Source organism: Granulibacter bethesdensis (assembly GCF_001889525.1).
Classification (GTDB): Bacteria; Pseudomonadota; Alphaproteobacteria; order Acetobacterales; family Acetobacteraceae; genus Granulibacter; species Granulibacter bethesdensis_C.
In genome coordinates this window covers 489,925-507,503 of the sequence record NZ_CP018192.1, presented here as the reverse complement: position 1 = coordinate 507,503, position 17,579 = coordinate 489,925, and the positions used below count along the sequence as shown (strand labels likewise).

15 protein-coding genes are annotated in these 17,579 nt (G+C 63.3%); all 15 read left to right on the top strand.

Annotated elements, in window-relative coordinates:
* Nucleotides 1–44 precede the first annotated feature (44 nt).
* Genes mraZ through ftsA form a run of 15 tightly spaced genes read left to right on the top strand, consistent with a single transcriptional unit; the run spans nt 45 to nt 17,551 of the window.
* Nucleotides 45–515, top strand: coding sequence for a division/cell wall cluster transcriptional repressor MraZ (mraZ, locus tag GbCGDNIH6_RS02305; RefSeq protein ID WP_025285991.1), 471 nt, complete (start codon nt 45–47; stop codon nt 513–515).
* Nucleotides 512–1,516: a 16S rRNA (cytosine(1402)-N(4))-methyltransferase RsmH gene (rsmH, locus tag GbCGDNIH6_RS02300; RefSeq protein WP_408874832.1), complete on the top strand. Its 1,005-nt coding sequence runs from the start codon at nt 512–514 to the stop codon at nt 1,514–1,516. Before mraZ ends, rsmH begins: the two co-directional genes overlap by 4 nt.
* Nucleotides 1,513–2,442 (top strand): cell division protein FtsL, encoded by a 930-nt coding sequence (ftsL, locus tag GbCGDNIH6_RS02295; RefSeq protein ID WP_072562708.1) that lies wholly within the window; start codon nt 1,513–1,515, stop codon nt 2,440–2,442. Before rsmH ends, ftsL begins: the two co-directional genes overlap by 4 nt.
* 4 nt (nt 2,443–2,446) lie before the next feature.
* Complete coding sequence (locus GbCGDNIH6_RS02290) at nt 2,447–4,486, top strand: peptidoglycan D,D-transpeptidase FtsI family protein (RefSeq protein WP_072562707.1); 2,040 nt, start codon at nt 2,447–2,449, stop codon at nt 4,484–4,486.
* The gene (locus GbCGDNIH6_RS02285; protein WP_081370151.1) at nt 4,473–5,945 is read left to right on the top strand and encodes a UDP-N-acetylmuramoyl-L-alanyl-D-glutamate--2,6-diaminopimelate ligase; all 1,473 of its coding nucleotides are present in this window, start codon (nt 4,473–4,475) and stop codon (nt 5,943–5,945) included. Before GbCGDNIH6_RS02290 ends, GbCGDNIH6_RS02285 begins: the two co-directional genes overlap by 14 nt.
* Nucleotides 5,942–7,321 carry a UDP-N-acetylmuramoyl-tripeptide--D-alanyl-D-alanine ligase gene (locus GbCGDNIH6_RS02280; protein WP_072562706.1) on the top strand — a complete coding sequence of 460 codons (1,380 nt, stop codon included), beginning with the start codon at nt 5,942–5,944 and terminating at the stop codon, nt 7,319–7,321. The genes GbCGDNIH6_RS02285 and GbCGDNIH6_RS02280 overlap by 4 nt, the downstream gene beginning before the upstream one ends.
* Nucleotides 7,321–8,409 carry a phospho-N-acetylmuramoyl-pentapeptide-transferase gene (mraY, locus tag GbCGDNIH6_RS02275; RefSeq protein WP_072562705.1) on the top strand — a complete coding sequence of 363 codons (1,089 nt, stop codon included), beginning with the start codon at nt 7,321–7,323 and terminating at the stop codon, nt 8,407–8,409. The genes GbCGDNIH6_RS02280 and mraY overlap by 1 nt, the downstream gene beginning before the upstream one ends.
* Nucleotides 8,406–9,794 carry a UDP-N-acetylmuramoyl-L-alanine--D-glutamate ligase gene (murD, locus tag GbCGDNIH6_RS02270; RefSeq protein WP_072562704.1) on the top strand — a complete coding sequence of 463 codons (1,389 nt, stop codon included), beginning with the start codon at nt 8,406–8,408 and terminating at the stop codon, nt 9,792–9,794. The genes mraY and murD overlap by 4 nt, the downstream gene beginning before the upstream one ends.
* A complete protein-coding gene (locus GbCGDNIH6_RS02265; RefSeq protein ID WP_072562703.1) occupies nt 9,794–10,915 on the top strand; it encodes an FtsW/RodA/SpoVE family cell cycle protein in 1,122 nt (373 codons plus the stop codon). The genes murD and GbCGDNIH6_RS02265 overlap by 1 nt, the downstream gene beginning before the upstream one ends.
* A complete protein-coding gene (gene murG, locus GbCGDNIH6_RS02260; RefSeq protein WP_072562702.1) occupies nt 10,912–12,066 on the top strand; it encodes an undecaprenyldiphospho-muramoylpentapeptide beta-N-acetylglucosaminyltransferase in 1,155 nt (384 codons plus the stop codon). The genes GbCGDNIH6_RS02265 and murG overlap by 4 nt, the downstream gene beginning before the upstream one ends.
* Nucleotides 12,063–13,508 carry a UDP-N-acetylmuramate--L-alanine ligase gene (murC, locus tag GbCGDNIH6_RS02255; RefSeq protein ID WP_072562701.1) on the top strand — a complete coding sequence of 482 codons (1,446 nt, stop codon included), beginning with the start codon at nt 12,063–12,065 and terminating at the stop codon, nt 13,506–13,508. Before murG ends, murC begins: the two co-directional genes overlap by 4 nt.
* The gene (gene murB / locus GbCGDNIH6_RS02250) at nt 13,508–14,434 is read left to right on the top strand and encodes a UDP-N-acetylmuramate dehydrogenase (RefSeq protein ID WP_072564265.1); all 927 of its coding nucleotides are present in this window, start codon (nt 13,508–13,510) and stop codon (nt 14,432–14,434) included. The genes murC and murB overlap by 1 nt, the downstream gene beginning before the upstream one ends.
* A complete protein-coding gene (locus GbCGDNIH6_RS02245; protein WP_072562700.1) occupies nt 14,431–15,354 on the top strand; it encodes a D-alanine--D-alanine ligase in 924 nt (307 codons plus the stop codon). Before murB ends, GbCGDNIH6_RS02245 begins: the two co-directional genes overlap by 4 nt.
* Entirely contained in the window at nt 15,342–16,256 is a 915-nt protein-coding gene (locus tag GbCGDNIH6_RS02240; RefSeq protein ID WP_232449918.1) for a cell division protein FtsQ/DivIB, read from the top strand. The genes GbCGDNIH6_RS02245 and GbCGDNIH6_RS02240 overlap by 13 nt, the downstream gene beginning before the upstream one ends.
* A complete protein-coding gene (gene ftsA / locus GbCGDNIH6_RS02235; RefSeq protein WP_072562699.1) occupies nt 16,253–17,551 on the top strand; it encodes a cell division protein FtsA in 1,299 nt (432 codons plus the stop codon). The genes GbCGDNIH6_RS02240 and ftsA overlap by 4 nt, the downstream gene beginning before the upstream one ends.
* Nucleotides 17,552–17,579 lie beyond the last annotated feature (28 nt).

The following is a 17,579-nucleotide window of genomic DNA, read 5'->3' as shown; positions in this document are numbered from 1 at the left end:
GGTCCGGTTCGGGTGCGCATCAACGAGGGGCGGTTCCTGGGCGGATGAGCCACTTTCTTGGCACCCACCAGAACAGGTTGGACGCCAAGGGACGAGTTTCCGTCCCTGCCCCCTTCCGTGCGGCCTTAAGGGCGTTCGGCGAAGGCAATGGACAGATCATCCTGCGCCCCTCCCACACCCATCCCTGCATCGAGGCCTGGCCACTGCCCGTTTTCCAGACACTTGCGACCCCGCTCGATCAACTGGATATGTTCAGCGAAACCCATGATGATCTTGCGGCAGCCCTTTATGCCGATGCATTCCCGGTCGATGCCGATAAGGAAGGCCGCATCATCCTGCTCGACAGCTTGACCGCGCATGCCGGGCTGACTGACAGCGTCGTGTTCATGGGGCTGGGCCGCACCTTCCAGATCTGGGAGCCTGCCGCCGCAGAGCGCCGTCGGGCGGAGGCGCGCGAACGTGCCCGCGCGCGCGGGCTGACCCTGCCCGGCACACCGCGTGGAGGTGCCGCATGAACGCCCTTCCCATGCGTACAGCCGCTCCTTCAGGACATTCCGGCGGCTATTCCTCCACGGGAACCCATGTCCCGGTTCTGTTGAACGAGGTCCTGGAAACCCTTTCTCCTGCTCCGGGCGGCGTGTTTCTGGATGGCACGTTCGGGGGGGGCGGCTATACCCGCGCCATTCTCGATACGGCAGAAGACAGCATGGTCTGGGCCATCGACCGTGACCCTGCCGCCATTGCCCGCGGTGAAGCATTGGCCGCACGGTATCCAGGCAGGCTTCATCTGGTCCAGGGCAATTTCAGCCAGATGGCAAGCCTGCTGACCGACCGGGGTGTCAACGCGCTGGACGGAATCGTGCTGGATATTGGCGTCTCTTCCTTCCAGATCGATGATCCGGACCGCGGTTTCAGTTTTCGCACCGATGGCCCGCTGGATATGCGGATGGCAGGGGAAGGCACGTCCGCGGCAGATCTGATCGCACGTCTGCCGGAAGCAGAAATCGCCAATATTCTGTACGAACTGGGTGAGGAACGTAAATCCCGCCAGATCGCTCGCGCCATCGTCAGTGCACGGGCAGAAGAACCGATCACGACCACCGGTCGTCTCGCCTCCATCATCCGTTGCGTTGTGCCGCCTGATCGCTCCGGCATTGATCCGGCGACCCGCAGCTTTCAGGCGCTCCGCATTGCCGTGAATGACGAACTCGGTGAGCTGGAACGGGCGTTGCAACAGGCAACCAACCTGCTGAAACCGGGCGGGCGGCTGGTCATCGTGTCCTTCCATTCGCTGGAGGACCGTATCGTGAAGCGTTTCATGAACGATGCCGCCGGCAATGCCCCTTCCCCCTCCCGTTACGATCCACGTGGCCTGGTTGCACGCACTGAACCGCGTTTTCGTCTGATCACATCCAAGGCAGTGCGTCCCGGCACAGCCGAGCAGAACGCCAATCCACGCAGCCGAAGCGCCCGGCTGCGCGCAATAGAATGCCTGCGCAGGGAGACGACTCCATGATTCGCCCCATCACCTGCATCTGCATGCTCGCCGCGAGTATCTCCGGCCTGTATCTGTATCAGACCAAGCATCGTACCCGCATGCTGGATCGCCAGATCACCGAAATCGAGCGCGATACCCGCCAGGTGCGTGCGCGCATCGACACGCTGAAAGCGGAATGGGCGCTGCTGAACACGCCGGACCGCCTGAACGAACTGGCCACGCGCTATCTGAACCTGAAGCCGACCGCACCGACGCAGTTTGCCTCCCTTGCCGATCTGAACACCCGCTTGCCTGCCGTTGTGCCGCCGGGCAGCCAGCCCGCCACACCGCCTGACCTGCTGCCACCAGAGAGCGATCTTCAGGTGCCGTCCGGCCCGACCGTAGCACCGACAGCCGTACCGATGGCACGTCTGGACCGGACGCCGCATCCGCAGATGGCCCGCACCAATATGGAACCGGCAGAACCGGGCCATACCCAGCCGCATAAGGATGCCAGCAACATTGCTCCGCGTGGCATGGCTTCGCTGTCCACACCTGGCTATGCCGGGGACGATATGGACAGCACGGTGACCAGAGAGGCGAACCAGGATAAGGCCAGCAAAGCCTCATCGCGTGATGGCGCGAAACTGAAGCTGACTTCCACGAACCACACCCGTACGCCGCGTACCGTAACGGCTTCCGCCAGCACAGGCTTTGACGTCTCACCCGCCCAGCCCTCAGCGCGGTCCGCCATGACCGCCCCCAAGCCGGTTCTGTTACAGACCGCCGCTCATGGCGCGCCGCGTAACACCGGCGGATACCAGGCCAAGAGCGCTTTATCCGGCAATCTGGTCGTGGCCCGCGCCGCGCCGGTTGCGTCCACTGCCCCGCTGATGGCGTCCGCGCTCGGGATGAACCGGGGCTCCAGCCTGCCTCCTCCGGTTCCGGTAGGAGGCGGCTATTGACCCTATGACTGACGATTTCGGCACCCAGGCACCCCCACCCGATTCTGCCCCCCGCCGTCCGGCGGGGTTAGGTTTTGTACAGCCCGATCCGTCCGGCCTGCCATCTGAAACAGTGCGCATCACGGCACCCGATCTTGCGCGCCGCGCCTTGATGGACCGTACGCGGGGGCGATTGCTGTTTGCCGCTGTCGGATTTCTGGGTCTTTACACGGCCGTCATGCTGAAGCTGGCAGATGCGACCGTACTCCAGCCGATGCTGCCGCATATCCCGGTCCACACCGCCTATAAATCAGGGGAAGACGAGCATAAATCCGACGCACCCACCGCCTTTGTGCAGCGCGCGACCATTGTAGACCGGAACAACCAGATTCTGGCGATTTCTCTGCCGACTTCCGAGCTGTACGCCAATCCCCGCGAAATGATCGACACGGCGGAAGCGGCCCACAAACTCAAGACCGTGCTGCCGCAACTGGATGAAGACGTCGTGAAGGCACGACTGGCCAGCCAGAAACAGTTCGTCTACATCGCCCGCCAGATTACACCCCGCGATGTGCTGAAGGTGAATGCGCTGGGCATTCCCGGTGTCTATTTCCAGCCTTCGGAAAAGCGGCACTATCCGCTGGGACGCGTGGCGGCCCAGATTCTGGGCGGCGTCGATGTGGATGAACACGGGGTGGCCGGCGTCGAACGCGCTTTCGAAGATCGACTGCGCAAGGACACAACACCGCTGCGCCTGTCCATTGATGTGCGCGTGCAGGCCGTGCTGAGTGAAGAACTCCAATCCGCCATGACCACCTTCACCGCGATCGGCGCATGCGGAATCGTGATGGATGTGCGGACGGGTGAAGTCATCGCCATGGTCAGCCTGCCCGATTACGACGCCAACGCCTTCGGCCAGACCGAGGCCAATGACCGATTCAACCGGGCGGTCACCGGCATGTACGAACCGGGATCAACCTTCAAACTACAAACTGCCGCGCTGGCGCTGGATACCGGCTCTGCCCATCTGTGGGATTATTTCGATGCGGCCAACAACATCCGTATCGGTCGCTTCACGATCACGGACTTCAAGGGCAAGCATCGTGCGCTGGCTTTTCCCGAAGTGCTGGCGTACTCCTCCAATCTCGGCGCCGCCCATATGGCGATGACGGCAGGGGCGGAAAAACAGCGCACCTGGCTCCGCGCCATGGGCATGTTCCAGCGGATCGGCATTGAATTGCCGGAAGCAGGTCTGCCGATTGTTCCACCCGCCTCCCGCTGGAAAGAGCTGACCACCATGACGGTGGGTTTCGGCCACGGCATCGCGGTCTCTCCGCTGCATGTTGTGCGTGGCACGGCGACATTGGCCAATGGCGGCATTCTGGTGAAACCGACCATTCTCGCAGCCCCGGAAGAGGCTCCGGTCGGGGAAGCCGTCGGCACGCGCGTCATGGCACCGGAAACCTCGGCTACCTTGCGCAAGCTGATGCGGCTGGTGGTGACGGCAGGATACGGCAAGGCCGCGGACGTGCCGGGCTATTTCGTCGGCGGCAAAACCGGCACGGCGGAAAAGATCGGTGCGCATGGTTATAAAAAACACGCCAATGTCAGCGCCTTCATGAGCGTGTTTCCGATGAATGCCCCGCGCTATGCGGTTTATTTCATGCTCGATGAACCGCACGGCACCAAGGAAACCGGTGGCTACTCCACCGCCGGGCAGGTCAGTGCGCCGGGTGCGGGGCGTGTCATCGCCCGTATCGGGCCGATGCTGGGCCTGATGCCGGCACCAGAGGACAAGCGCGCCGCCATTCAGGCCAGTCTGGACATCCCCCTGCAACCCGGCGTCCCTGCGGGCGCACGACGCACCATGGTGTCCTCCGCCGAAGAAAAAGCCAATGCTGCCCGTGAAAAGGCCGCTCTGGCAGCCGAAAAGCGCAACGCACGCGAGCAGGCCTCTCCGGAGGCCTCCACCCCAACAGAAAGACAACTCAAGGAGCAGCATATCAAGGATCTGCGCCATCAGGCACGCTTCGACGTACCGGCGGGTCATGATGATGCTGAGTAATCTCCTGGCAGATACCTCCGCCGCCCCGGTCACGAGCCTGACCGGCATGGCTGGCGTTCATGTCAGCGGGATTACGGCCGACAGCCGTCAGGTTATGCCCGGCTGGGTCTTTGCCGCTCTGCCCGGCCAGAAAACGGATGGAAGACGCTTTATCGCCGATGCGGTGGAGCGTGGCGCGGCCGCCATTCTGGCGCCCGCCGGCACTGCCTGGCCGCCCGGCGTTCCGCCCCGCCCGATGATTCAGGATGCTGAACCGCGCCGATTGCTGGCCTTGATGGCGGCACGGCTGGCCGGAGCACAGCCCCACACTATCGCGGCCATCACCGGCACCAACGGGAAAACCAGTACGGCGGATTTTCTGCGGCAGATCTGGACTATGCTGGGTCGTTCTGCTGCCAGCCTCGGCACACTCGGCCTGATCGCGGAAGGCTTTCCCCCGCAGGACAGCCTGACCACGCCTGATCCGGTGACACTGGCCCAAACTCTGGCCATGCTGGCACGGGCCGGGATTCAGCATGCCGCGCTGGAAGCATCGTCTCACGGTCTGGACCAGTTCCGGCTGGATGGCGTCAGGTTATCAGCTGCTGCTTTCACGAACCTCACCCGCGATCATCTGGATTATCACGGGACCGAAGGCGCCTACCGTACCGCCAAGCTGCGACTGTTCGCCGATCTGCTGCCCGCTGGCGCACCTGCCATTGCCTCCCCCACGCTCGATCAGGTCACGCTGGAGGCGCTGCGCGGCATTGCGAGACGGCGTGGGTTGAGGCTGATCATCGCGGGTTCGCCAGACTCTCCGCTGCCGCTGCTGGCGATCGAGCCGCATGCTGGCGGGCAGTATCTGACCATCCGGGAAGAGGGCACCACACACCGCATCAATGTCCCTTTGCCAGGCCGTTTTCAGGCGGACAATATCATCACCGCCGCCACGATTGCCGCCTCGCTCGGCAAACGTGGCATTGTGCCTCTGCTGTCGCGCCTGACCGGCGTGCGCGGACGGATGGAACAGGCCGCCACCCTGCCCAACGGGGCTGCGATCTATGTCGATTACGCCCATACGCCCGATGCTCTGAAGCGTCTGCTGGATGCGTTGCGGCCGCATACCACCGGAAAGCTGCATGTCGTGTTCGGGGCAGGCGGAGATCGCGATCCCGGCAAAAGACCGCTGATGGGTGAAGCGGCCCGCACCCATGCCGACCGTCTGATCGTGACCGACGACAACCCCCGCTCGGAAAATCCGGCGAAAATACGTGCTGCCGTTCTCGCTGCCTGCCCCGATGCGGAGGAAATCGGCGACCGGGCCGAAGCCATTGCCCATGCCATCCGCAGCCTGCGGCCGGGGGATGTGCTGGCCATTGCAGGCAAGGGGCATGAGCAGGGCCAGACCATCGGCAAAACGGTGCATCCTTTCGACGATGTCTCGGTCGCCCGCACTATCGCCGCTCAGGTGGTGTCATGAGCGCACTCTGGACCCGTGAGGCCCTGCTGGCCGCAACCGGTGGCCGCTTCTCCATGCCCTTCGATGCACATGGCGTCTCGATTGATACCCGCACGCTGGAGCCGGGCGATCTTTTCGTGGCGCTGCAAGGAGACAATGGCGACGGACACGACCATGCCGAGGCGGCACTGGCGCGCGGTGCGGCAGGTATTTTAGCCCATCGTGACGGTCCCGGCCCACGCCTGCTGGTGAACGATACCATGAGTGCCTTGCAGGCGCTGGGCCGCTTTGCACGCGACCGCTTCCACGGCACCGTCTTCGCCGTGACCGGCAGCGTGGGCAAGACCACGACCAAGGAAATGTTGCGCACCGCACTGGCTCCATTCGGGCCAGTACATGCGGCCTATGCCTCCTACAACAATCATTGGGGCGTGCCGCTGACCCTCGCCCGACTGCCGGAAAGTGCCCGGAGCTGCGTGGTCGAAATCGGCATGAACCATGCCGGAGAAATCGCACCGCTCGCAGCACTGGCCCGTCCGCATGTGGCCATCATCACCACGGTCGAACGCTCCCATATCGGTCACCTCGGCAGTATCGAGGCCATCGCCGACGAAAAAGCGGCTCTTTTCTGCGGGCTGACAGCGGATGGCGTGGCCATTATGCCCGCCGACAGCCAGATGCTGCCGCGCCTGATGGCGCAGGCTGCTCCTCATCGCGTGATGACCTTCGGCACTGACGCCCGCAGCATGGTCCGGCTGCGACAGATCGAGGCGGCAACGGACAGTTCAAGACTCGATCTTGTATTGCGTGGACAAAGCCTGTCCTGCACCATCGGCGCACCGGGCCGTCATATGGCCATGAATGCGCTGGCGGCGCTCGCCGCCGTGGATGCGGCGGGGTTTGACCCACACCCGGCTGCCTCCATGCTGGAAAATTTCCATGCACTGGCAGGACGTGGCGCGAAGCGCTCCCTCCTCCTCAATGACGGGCAGGCCGTGTTACTGGATGAAAGCTATAACGCTTCCTCCGCCAGCATTCGTGCCGCTCTGGACGTGCTGAGACTGACCCCGGCCAGACGGCGTATCGTCGTTCTGGGCGATATCCTCGAATTGGGCGATCAGGCGGTTGCCGAACATGCCGGGCTGGCGCAAGACATCGCCGCCTGTGCCGATCTTGCCTTTACCTGCGGACCCATGATGCGCCACCTGTTCGATGCCCTGCCTGCCTCTTTCCGGGGAGCACATGAAGCCGATTCTGTTTCCCTTGCCCCCGTGGTAAGCGCCGCTATCCGGGATGGTGACGCCATTCTGGTCAAAGGCTCCTTCGGAAGCCGCATGCGCATCGTGACGGCAGCGCTGGATGCCCTGACCCATTCTATTCGCGAGGGAGCACGCTGATGCTGTACGATCTCGCGCATCCGTTGGCAGAGCAATTCTTTCTGTTCAACCTGTTCCGCTACATCACCTTCCGCTCCGGCGCTGCATGTATGACCGCGCTGATCGTCAGCTTTCTGCTTGGCCCTGCGCTGATTCGCTGGCTGAAAAGCGTACAACGGGGCGGTCAGCCGATCCGCGAGGACGGACCGGAACGCCATCTGCTGGAGAAAAAGGGCACTCCCACAATGGGGGGCGTACTGATCCTTGCCGCCACCGGCATCAGCACCCTGCTCTGGACCGATTTGCGGAATGGCTATGTTTGGGCAGTCCTGCTGCTGACTCTCGGCTATGGCGGGATCGGCTTTGCGGATGATTACCTGAAGCTCAGCAAGCGCAACACCAAGGGGCTGCCCGGCCGCGTCAAGCTGATCGGTCAGGCCGTCATCGGGCTGGTAGCAGCAATTTGGATCATGTCGCTGACGCGTGATCCGCTCTCCACCGGATTGGCCATTCCGCTGCTGAAGGACGTGCTGATTCCGCTCGGCTTTGCCTTCCCGCTTTTTGGCATGCTGGTCGCCATGGGGGCCTCCAACGCCGTCAATCTGACCGATGGGCTGGACGGGCTGGCCATTGTCCCCACCATCATCGCCGCCGGTGTGTTTGCGCTGATCGCCTATCTGGTCGGCAATCACGTCTTCGCCACCTATCTGCAACTGAACGAGGTCGCCGGCACCGGGGAGCTGACCGTATTCTGCTCCGCCCTGATCGGCGCCGGGCTGGGCTTTCTCTGGTTCAACGCCCCACCGGCCCGCGTCTTTATGGGCGATACCGGCAGCCTTGCGCTGGGTGGCGCACTCGGGGGTATCGCCATCGCCACCAAACATGAAATCGTGCTGGCCATTGTCGGCGGCCTGTTCGTGGTGGAAACCATCTCCGTCATCGTGCAGGTGTTCTGGTACAAGCGCACCGGTCGGCGCGTGTTCCTGATGGCACCTCTGCATCATCATTTCGAGAAGAAAGGCTGGCCTGAATCCACCATCGTGATCCGCTTCTGGATCGTCTCCTTCATCCTGGCTCTGGCCGGGCTGGCGACGTTGAAAATCCGATGAGCGGCTTTCCCGACATGCTGCTGCACGGCAAGCGCTACGGCGTACTCGGACTTGGCCGGAATGGTCTGCCAGCCGCGCAAGCACTGACGGCGATGGGTGCAGATGTCACCGTCTGGGATGACGGCGAAGCCGCTCGGAGCGAAGCGGGCAATGCCGGACTGACCGTCTCCCCTTTTTCGGTCGAGGGGCTGGATGCGCTGATCCTGTCCCCCGGCATTCCACATCGCCTGCCGAAACCACACCCTGTCGCTGTAGCAGCGTTGCAGGCCGGTGTGCCGGTACTATCGGATGCCGAGCTGCTGTATCAAACCGTGCGCCTGAGCGGATCCCGCGCCCGTTTTGTCGGCATCACCGGCACCAACGGCAAATCCACCACTACCGCGCTGACCGCGCATATCCTGCGGGAGGCGGGCTGCCCGGTTGCGGCCGGCGGCAATCTGGGGCCTGCCGCGCTGGCTCTGCCCCTGCTGCCTGATAACGGTGTCTATGTGCTGGAGATGTCCAGCTACATGCTGGAGCGGTTGCAGACCCTGCACTTCGAGGCGGCTGCCATGCTGAATCTCAGCCCGGATCATATCGATCGTCATGGCGATATGGCGGGTTATGAAACGGCCAAACAGGAGATTTTCCAGCGCCAGACCGGGGCTGATCTTGCCGTACTTGGCATTGACGATCCGCTTTCCGCCGCGATGGCCGAGACGCTCCGGCAGGGCGGGCATCCCGCCCGCATAGCACTGGTTTCAGGGGCTCTCTGCGGCGATACGCAAGCCGAATACGGCATGCAGTTCGGCACCCTGACCGACACGCAGGGATCAATCCTGCCCATGCCGCAGGCTGCGGCGCTGCCAGGAGCGCATAATGCCCAGAATGCGGCGGCAGCAGCGGCAATCACGCTTTTTCTGGGTGTGAAGCGTGCGCAGGTTGCGGCAGGCATCGCCAGCTTCCCCGGGCTGCCCCACCGTCAGGAACGCATTGCCGAGGCGGATGGCATTCTGTGGATCAATGACAGCAAGGCGACCAATGCGGATTCTACCGCACGCGCCCTGATCTGCCATGAACGGATCATCTGGATCGCCGGTGGCATCGCCAAGGAAGGTGGCATCGAGGATCTGGCCCCCTTGCTACCACGCGTGACGCATGCACTGCTGATCGGGCGGGATGCGCCGATATTGGCCGAAACGCTGCGGGCACATGGTGTTCCGCATACCGAGCTTGGCACGCTGGACAACGCCGTCATCATGGCAGCCACCATCGCGAAAGAAAGTGGCAGCAACGTCGTGCTGCTCTCGCCTGCCTGCGCCAGTTTCGACCAGTTCGCGCATTTCGAGGCCCGCGGCGATCATTTCCGCAGCCTGGTGCAGCACCAGATCGGGGGAGGCGCCTGATGCCGAGCCTGTCCCGCACCGACACATCCCTGCTGGGCCGCTGGTGGTGGACGGTTGATCGCTGGACATTACTGGCGGTCAGCACGCTGATCGGATTCGGTTATGTCATGATGCTCGCCGCCAGCCCCGCCGTAGCAGAGCGCATCGGTGAAAACCGCGATATGTTCATCCTGAAGCAGGTGATCTTTCTGGGGCTCGCATCGGTCACTGTTGTGGCCACCTCGCTACTGACCCCGCGCAATATCCGCAGGCTGGCACTGGTGGCCTGTGCGGGGGCCATCCTGCTCACCGCCATGACACTGGTGCATGGGGTGGAGATCAAGGGGGCCCGACGCTGGATTGCCCTGCCCGGGATGGCCTTGCAGCCCAGCGAATTCCTGAAACCCTCCTTTGCTGTGGTGGCCGCATGGCTGATCGCGGAGGGCAAGCGCAGCCGTGGTTTTCCCGGCACGCTGGTGGCGGTCGGACTGTTTCTGGTGATGGCCATGCTGCTGAAATCACAGCCGGATATCGGCATGCTGGCGGTGCTATCCTCCGTGTTTTTCGCCCAGCTTTTCATTGCGGGGCTGAACATGCTGCTGGTGCTGATCGGCGTCGGCGGCTTTGCCGGGGCGGGATTGGCGGCGTACACATTATTCCCCCATGTGCGTAGCCGCGTGGAGCGCTTTCTGCATCCCCAATCCGGCGACAGCTATCAGGTGGATAAGGCGCTGGAAGCGTTTGGCAATGGTGGCCTGCTGGGGCGCGGCCCCGGCGAAGGGTATGTAAAAAACCAGCTTCCCGATGCCCATGCCGATTTCGTATTCGCGGTGGCGGGTGAAGAATTCGGCATGGTGATATGCAGCGTCATCGTGCTGATTTTTGCCTTCATCGTCATCAGGCAGTTGCTGCGTCTGATGCGGGAGCAGGATCTGTTCATCGTGCTCGCCTCTGCCGGGCTGGTAACCAGCTTCGGGCTGCAGGCTTTCGTCAACATGGCATCCACCCTGCATCTGATCCCGACCAAGGGCATGACGCTGCCTTTCGTTTCGTATGGCGGCTCCTCTGTGATCGCGATTTCGCTCGGCATGGGCATGCTGCTGGCCCTGACCCGCACGCGCCATCATGGAGACGTGTCATGAGGCGCGATCAGGCACAGTGCCCGGTCGTCATCGCCGCAGGCGGTACCGGCGGCCATTTCTTCCCGGCCGAGGCGCTGGCCGCCGAACTGAAAAGACGCGGACGGCGGATCATACTGATGACGGATGCCCGCTCCGGCGGACTGACCAGCGCCGTGTTTGCCGATACAGATCGTTTCGTGCTGCCGGGGGCCGGCATTGCCGGGCGCGGCATCCGGCGTGCCGGTCAAGCGGTGATCGCATTGGGGGGCGGCATTGTGAAAGCCGGAGCTTTGCTGGGCAGGCTGGAGGCTGGCTGCATCGTCGGTTTCGGCGGCTATCCCTGCATTCCGCCCGTGCTGGGGGCCAGGCTGCGCGCCCGCAACGTCCCGGTCATCCTCCATGAACAGAACGCCGTGCTCGGACGGGCCAACCGGTTGCTGGCCCGCAAAATACACTGTCTGGCGCTCAGCTTCGCCAGCACCAGCCATGTGCCGGCAGGCACCAGAACTCTGGTGACCGGCAATCCGGTCCGGCCCGCCATAGCCGCATTGGCAGGCACATCCTACACACCGCCCGGCGCTGAAGGGGGCATCAATCTGCTGATACTGGGCGGGTCACTCGGCGCACGCGTGTTGAGCGATGTGGTACCTGCCGCTCTCGCGCTGTTACCCCCGGCTCTACGGCAGCGCATGCGGGTGACACAGCAATGCCGTGCCGAAGACATCGATCGCGTGCGGACAGCCTATGCGGCCTGCGGAATCGAGGCTACTCTGGCGCCGTTTTTCACCGATGTCGCAGCCTTGATCGCAGACGCGCATCTGGTGATCGCCCGTGCTGGAGCATCCACCGTCGCCGAACTGGCGACAATCGGGCGACCGGCCATCATGGTGCCTCTGCCGGGGGCCATTGATGACCATCAGGCCGCCAATGCCCGCATCCTCGTGGATGCGCAGGGTGGCTGGATGATCCGTCAGCCGGATTTCACCCCGGATACGCTGGCCGCCCGCATCGCCGCGCTGCTGGCCGAACCCGGCACCCTTGCCGATGCGGCCCGCAACGCGGCCCGCCTTGGTATGCAAGACGCCGTGGCACGGCTGGCCGACACGGTGGAACAGAGTCTGGATACAGCCCGTGCGCCCCAGGGCGACTACAAGGGGGAGACTAAGTCATGAGAGCGCTGCCACTGACCATCGGCACGATTCACTTCGTCGGTATCGGCGGCATCGGCATGTCCGGCATCGCAGAAGTGCTGCACAATCTTGGGTATGCCGTGCAGGGAAGCGACATCAGCGACAACCAGAATGTGCGACGGCTGCGGAAAGCGGGCATTCAGGTGATGATCGGGCATGAGGCCGCCAATCTCGGCACTGCTCAGGTGGTGGTGATTTCCTCCGCGGTCGGGCGTGACAATCCCGAAGTCGCCGCCGCCCGCGCAAAGCTGATCCCGGTGGTACGCCGCGCGGAGATGCTGGCGGAGCTGATGCGGCTGAAATGGGCGGTGGCCGTAGGCGGCACCCATGGCAAGACCACCACAACCTCCCTGATCGCTGCGGTGCTTGAAGCGGCCCAGCTTGATCCCACCGTCATCAATGGCGGCATCATCAATGCCTACGGCACCAACACCAGGCTCGGAGCAGGCGAATGGATGGTGGTCGAGGCCGATGAAAGCGATGGCAGCTTCTTGCGTCTGCCTGCCGTCATCGCCGTGGTAACCAACATGGACCCCGAACATCTGGACCATTGGGGCACCGCCGAGGCCATGGAGGCCGGATACCAGCAATTCGTCAGCAATATCCCGTTCTACGGCTTTGCGGTTCTGTGTATCGATCATCCGACCGTGCAGAAAATGATCCCGCAGCTTTCGGATCATCGCATCATCACATACGGGTTCTCGCCGCAGGCCGATGTGCGGGCCGAGCGTATCAAGACCGATAAATTCGGGGCGACTTTCGAGGTCGTGATCACCGACCGGCAGACACGCCGCACCCGCCGCACGCCACCGCTGCGCCTGCCCATGCTCGGCGAGCACAATATCGCCAATACGCTGGCCGCGATTGCTGTCGCAGTGGAAATGGGGATTTCCGATTCCGTGCTGCAAAGCGCGTTTGCATCGTTCAAGGGCGTGAAGCGGCGCTTTACGAAAACCGGGGAAACCGGCGGCATCACCATCATCGACGATTACGGCCATCACCCGGTGGAAATTGCCGCCGTGTTACGGGCCGCCCGGCAGGCCGGCGCCCGCGATGTGATCGCGGTGGTACAGCCGCACCGCTATTCCCGTCTTGCCAGTCTGTTCAACGAATTCTGTACCTGCATGAATGATGCTGGTACCGTCATCGTTGCGGATGTCTATAATGCGGGCGAATCTCCGATCGAGGGTGTGGATCGTGACAGTCTGGTCGATGGCCTGCGCACCAGCGGGCACAAAAGTGTTGTACCGCTCCCCGGTCCGGAGCATCTTGCCGAGATGATCCATGCCATAGCACGCCCCGGTGATTTCGTGGTTTGCCTCGGCGCAGGCAACATCACCGCATGGGCGCAGACCCTGCCGGAAGAACTCGCCACATTACAGGCGAAAAGCGGCAAAATCCGCAGGACAGGGAGCGGAGGATGATCGTTTCGGCGCAGCAGAACCCGGACGTCTTCGCCGCCCTGCGCGGGCGGGTGACGCATACTGCGCCGTTGGCACCGCAAACCTGGTTCCGGGTAGGCGGCCAGGCCGAAACCCTGTTTCGTCCCGCCGATGCGGATGATCTGTGCGCCCTGCAGCGGCGTGTCAGCAATCTGGTTCCGATGACGATCATCGGCGCGGCTTCCAACCTGATTATCCGGGATGGCGGGCTGCCGGGGATTACTGTCAAACTGGGACGCGGTTTCAGTGAGATAACGACCGATGGTGACGGGATGATCGCAGGGGCGGCAGCACTGGATGCAACCGTCGCTGAACATGCAGCCCAGGCAGGTCTGGCCGGGCTGGAATTTCTGTGTGGCATTCCCGGGACGATTGGCGGCGCCATCGCCATGAATGCAGGCGCTTATGGCAGCGACATCGCATCCGTGCTGGACTGGGTGGAACTGGCGCTGGATGGCGACATCGTCCGGCTGGAAGCGTCCCGCCTGTCGCTGTCCTATCGCCATGCCGCCCTGCCACCGGGCTGTGCCGTAGTACGGGCGCGCCTGCGAACCCGACCGGGCAATACCACCGACATCATCGCCCGCATGCAGGACATACGCGCCGCCCGTGATGCCACCCAGCCGGTGAGGGCGCGTACCGGCGGCTCCACATTCCGCAATCCGGACGGGCAAAAAGCGTGGGAGCTGATCGATGCAGCGGGTTGCCGTGGTCTGACCCGCGGCGGTGCGCAGGTCAGTGAAAAGCATTGCAACTTCTTGCTGAACACGGGCGAAGCCACCGCCGCCGATCTGGAGGGGCTGGGTGAGGAAATCCGGCAACGGGTACAAAGCAGCTGTGGCATGACCCTGCATTGGGAAATCAAACGGATCGGAATCCCGTTCCATCAGCCGGAGTGTCAGTCATGAGCGTCAGACGCGTTGCGGTTCTGTACGGTGGCATCTCCGAAGAACGGGCCGTCAGCCTCGTCTCCGGTCAACAGGTCGTCGCTGCCCTGCGGGAAGCGGGCTATGAGGTCACACCTGTCGAAGTCCGGACCGATCTGCGCGATACCATCGCCGCCCTGACCCCCGCGCCGGATGTGGTGTTCAATGCGCTCCATGGCCGTTTCGGCGAGGATGGCGCCATTCAGGGTGTGCTCGACTGGCTCGGTATTCCCTATACCCATTCCGGGGTTCGCGCTTCCGCCATTGCGATGGACAAGGCCGCCGCACGGACCGCCTTTCTGGCCGCCGGTCTACCGGTGGCCGAAGGCAGGCTGGTCACGGTCGAGGAACTGGCGGAACAGGATCCGCTTCCACGCCCGTTCGTGATCAAGCCGGCCAATGAAGGCTCGGCGGTGGGCGTCCATATCCTGCATGAAGGCGATAACCGGCGCACAGAAATTGCCCATCGCTGGAGCTTCGGCGGACAGGCTCTGGTCGAGGAATATATCCCCGGTCGGGAACTGACCGTGGGTGTGCTGAATGATCGCGCCCTGACGGTCACGGATATCAGGCCGCGCTCCGCTTTCTATGACTACGAATCCAAATATGCTGAAGGCGGCTCCCGCCATATCCTGCCCGCCCAGATGCACCCGGATGCATTCCAGAAGGCGCTGGATGTGGCTCTGGCGGCGCATCATGCGCTGGGATGCCGGGGCGCGACCCGTTCGGATTTCCGCTATGACGATACACGGGGCGAGCCGGGACGGCTGGTGCTGCTGGAGGTCAACACTCAGCCAGGTCTGACGCCGACCTCCCTGCTGCCGGAACAGGCAGCCCTGATGGGGATGGACTTCGTCTCCCTGTGCCGGTGGATGGTGGAGGAGGCAACATGTCGCGCGTGACCCAGACGCGCGAACGGCGCGCATCCTCTCCCAAAAATCGACGCATGCAGGACCGGCCTGCGCGCATGACCATCCTGCTGCGGCGGCAACGCAGGCTGCTGCGCCCGCTGGGCTGGGGGGTGCTGGGAATCAGCGCCGTCGTGGGCATTGGCGTGCTGCTGCATGCCGCTGCACCGCAACCCAATATCAACGGGAACGGAGCCTCCGCCACACTGGCCAGCCTGCGCAAAACGCTGGGGGATCATACGGCCACCCTTGGCATGCGCATTCAGGACATCGTGATCGAAGGCCGTTCCAACACGCCGGAACCGCTGCTGAATGCGGCGCTTGGGGTGCGTAAAGGCGATCCGCTGCTTGGTTTCTCGGTGGCTGAAGCCCGGCAGCGCATCGAAACTCTGTCCTGGGTTGAAAATGCTTCGGTGGAGCGGCGACTGCCCGGTACCATCGTGGTCAAGCTGACCGAACGCCGTCCCTTCGCCATCTGGCAGAATCAGGGCAAGTTCGTGCTGATCGACCGTGACGGTCAGATCGTGGCCGATCAGGATGTCGCCACCTTCCGCACCCTGCCTCTGGTGGTCGGAGCGGGCGCCCCTGCCGCCGCCACCACGCTGCTGGATGCGCTGAAAACCGAGCCGGAGGTGAAAGCCCACGTCATCGCCGCCGTCCGGGTCAATGAGCGCCGCTGGAATCTCCGGCTTCAGAACGGAACCGACGTGCTGCTGCCGGAGGATCATCCGCTGGAGGCTATCAGACGTCTGGCGGCCCTTCATAAGGAGCATGAACTGCTCGACCGCCCCCTGCAATCGGTGGATCTTCGACTGCCTGACCGCATGGTGCTGCGTCCCCGTTCCGAGGCGATCACGGAAAAACCCGCAATCCGGACCGTGCGGAGGCAGACGTGAGCAACAGCGCACGCCATCTGCACCAGCCCTCGGCTGGCCCTGAAACACTGCCACGGAATCGCCATTTCCGTAGCGGACCGTTTGGCGTGCTCGATATCGGAACCACCAAGATTGCCTGCGTGATCGGTCGTGCCGAGGCCGACGGCACCCTGCGTGTGCTGGGCTTCGGCTGGCAGAAAGGACGGGGCGTGCGCGGTGGCGGCGTGACCGATCTGGATGAAGCCGAACGCGCCATTCGCGCGGCGGTTGGTCAGGCCGAGGATATGGCCGATACAAGGCTGCGCAGTGTCACCGTTAACCTCTCCTGTGGTCAGCCGGAGAGCAGGCTGTTCAACGTACAGTGGCCCGTGGGCGGCAGACCGGTAAACGATGCCGATATTCGCCGCGTGGTGCAGGAAGGACGCTCCCGCGCCATGACGGAAGGACGGGAAACGCTCCATGCGATACCGCTCAATTTTGCAGTGGATGAGATGGGGGGGGTGGCCGATCCCAGAGGCATGCACTGCGATACACTGACCGCACGGCTGCATGTGATCGATGCCACCAACACCGCGCTGCGTAATCTCAGCGCCTGCATCGGGCGGTGCGATCTGGACATTGCCGAACTGGTGTCCGCACCGATGGCAGCGTCCATGTCAACCCTTGTGGATGATGAGCGTGAACTGGGGGCCACCGTCATCGATATGGGCGGCGGGACCACGGGAATGGCTGTTTTTGCAGAAGGACAGGTGCTGCATACCGCCCAGCTGCCGATTGGCGGCGTGCATGTCACCAACGACATTGCCCGACTGCTGTCCACCACGGTCGCGCATGCCGAGCGGCTGAAAACGCTGTACGGCAGCACGCAAGCATCCCCCGACGATGAGAGAGAAATGCTGCCGGTTCCTCTGGTCGGGGAAGACGAAGAACACATTACGAAGGTGCCGCGCAGCACCATCGTCTCCATTATCAAGCCCCGGCTCGAAGAAACGTTCGAGCTGGTGCGTGAAAGGCTGGAAAGCTCAGGCCTGGGTCGTGCCTCCGGTGCCCGTGTCGTGCTGACGGGCGGCGCAAGCCAGCTTTCCGGCGTTCGGGAAATGGCAGCCGCCATCCTGAACAAGCAAGTAAGGCAGGGCAGGCCACATAATCTGCGCGGCCTGCCCGATAATGCATCCGGCCCGGCCTTCGCCACCGCAGCCGGGCTGCTCGCCTGGGCCGCCGGGCAGGGTCGCAGCATGCATGATCTCGATCTTGAGGCGGAGCGCCCGACCGGCCTGGTGCGCCGCTTCGTCAATTTTCTGAAGGAGCGGGTCTGATGCCTGTTCCTGTCACCCATTTCGTACA

Excerpts from the sequence above, each read along its gene's own strand:
- GbCGDNIH6_RS02265 (WP_072562703.1), top strand. The coding sequence starts at position 9,794 with ATGCCGAGCCTGTCCCGCACCGACACATCCCTGCTGGGCCGCTGGTGG.
- murD (WP_072562704.1), top strand. The coding sequence starts at position 8,406 with ATGAGCGGCTTTCCCGACATGCTGCTGCACGGCAAGCGCTACGGCGTA.
- mraY (WP_072562705.1), top strand. The coding sequence starts at position 7,321 with ATGCTGTACGATCTCGCGCATCCGTTGGCAGAGCAATTCTTTCTGTTC.
- murC (WP_072562701.1), top strand. The coding sequence starts at position 12,063 with ATGAGAGCGCTGCCACTGACCATCGGCACGATTCACTTCGTCGGTATC.
- rsmH (WP_408874832.1), top strand. The coding sequence starts at position 512 with ATGAACGCCCTTCCCATGCGTACAGCCGCTCCTTCAGGACATTCCGGC.
- GbCGDNIH6_RS02245 (WP_072562700.1), top strand. The coding sequence starts at position 14,431 with ATGAGCGTCAGACGCGTTGCGGTTCTGTACGGTGGCATCTCCGAAGAA.
- murG (WP_072562702.1), top strand. The coding sequence starts at position 10,912 with ATGAGGCGCGATCAGGCACAGTGCCCGGTCGTCATCGCCGCAGGCGGT.
- GbCGDNIH6_RS02290 (WP_072562707.1), top strand. The coding sequence starts at position 2,447 with ATGACTGACGATTTCGGCACCCAGGCACCCCCACCCGATTCTGCCCCC.
- GbCGDNIH6_RS02280 (WP_072562706.1), top strand. The coding sequence starts at position 5,942 with ATGAGCGCACTCTGGACCCGTGAGGCCCTGCTGGCCGCAACCGGTGGC.
- GbCGDNIH6_RS02240 (WP_232449918.1), top strand. The coding sequence starts at position 15,342 with ATGTCGCGCGTGACCCAGACGCGCGAACGGCGCGCATCCTCTCCCAAA.
- ftsL (WP_072562708.1), top strand. The coding sequence starts at position 1,513 with ATGATTCGCCCCATCACCTGCATCTGCATGCTCGCCGCGAGTATCTCC.
- mraZ (WP_025285991.1), top strand. The coding sequence starts at position 45 with ATGAGCCACTTTCTTGGCACCCACCAGAACAGGTTGGACGCCAAGGGA.
- GbCGDNIH6_RS02285 (WP_081370151.1), top strand. The coding sequence starts at position 4,473 with ATGATGCTGAGTAATCTCCTGGCAGATACCTCCGCCGCCCCGGTCACG.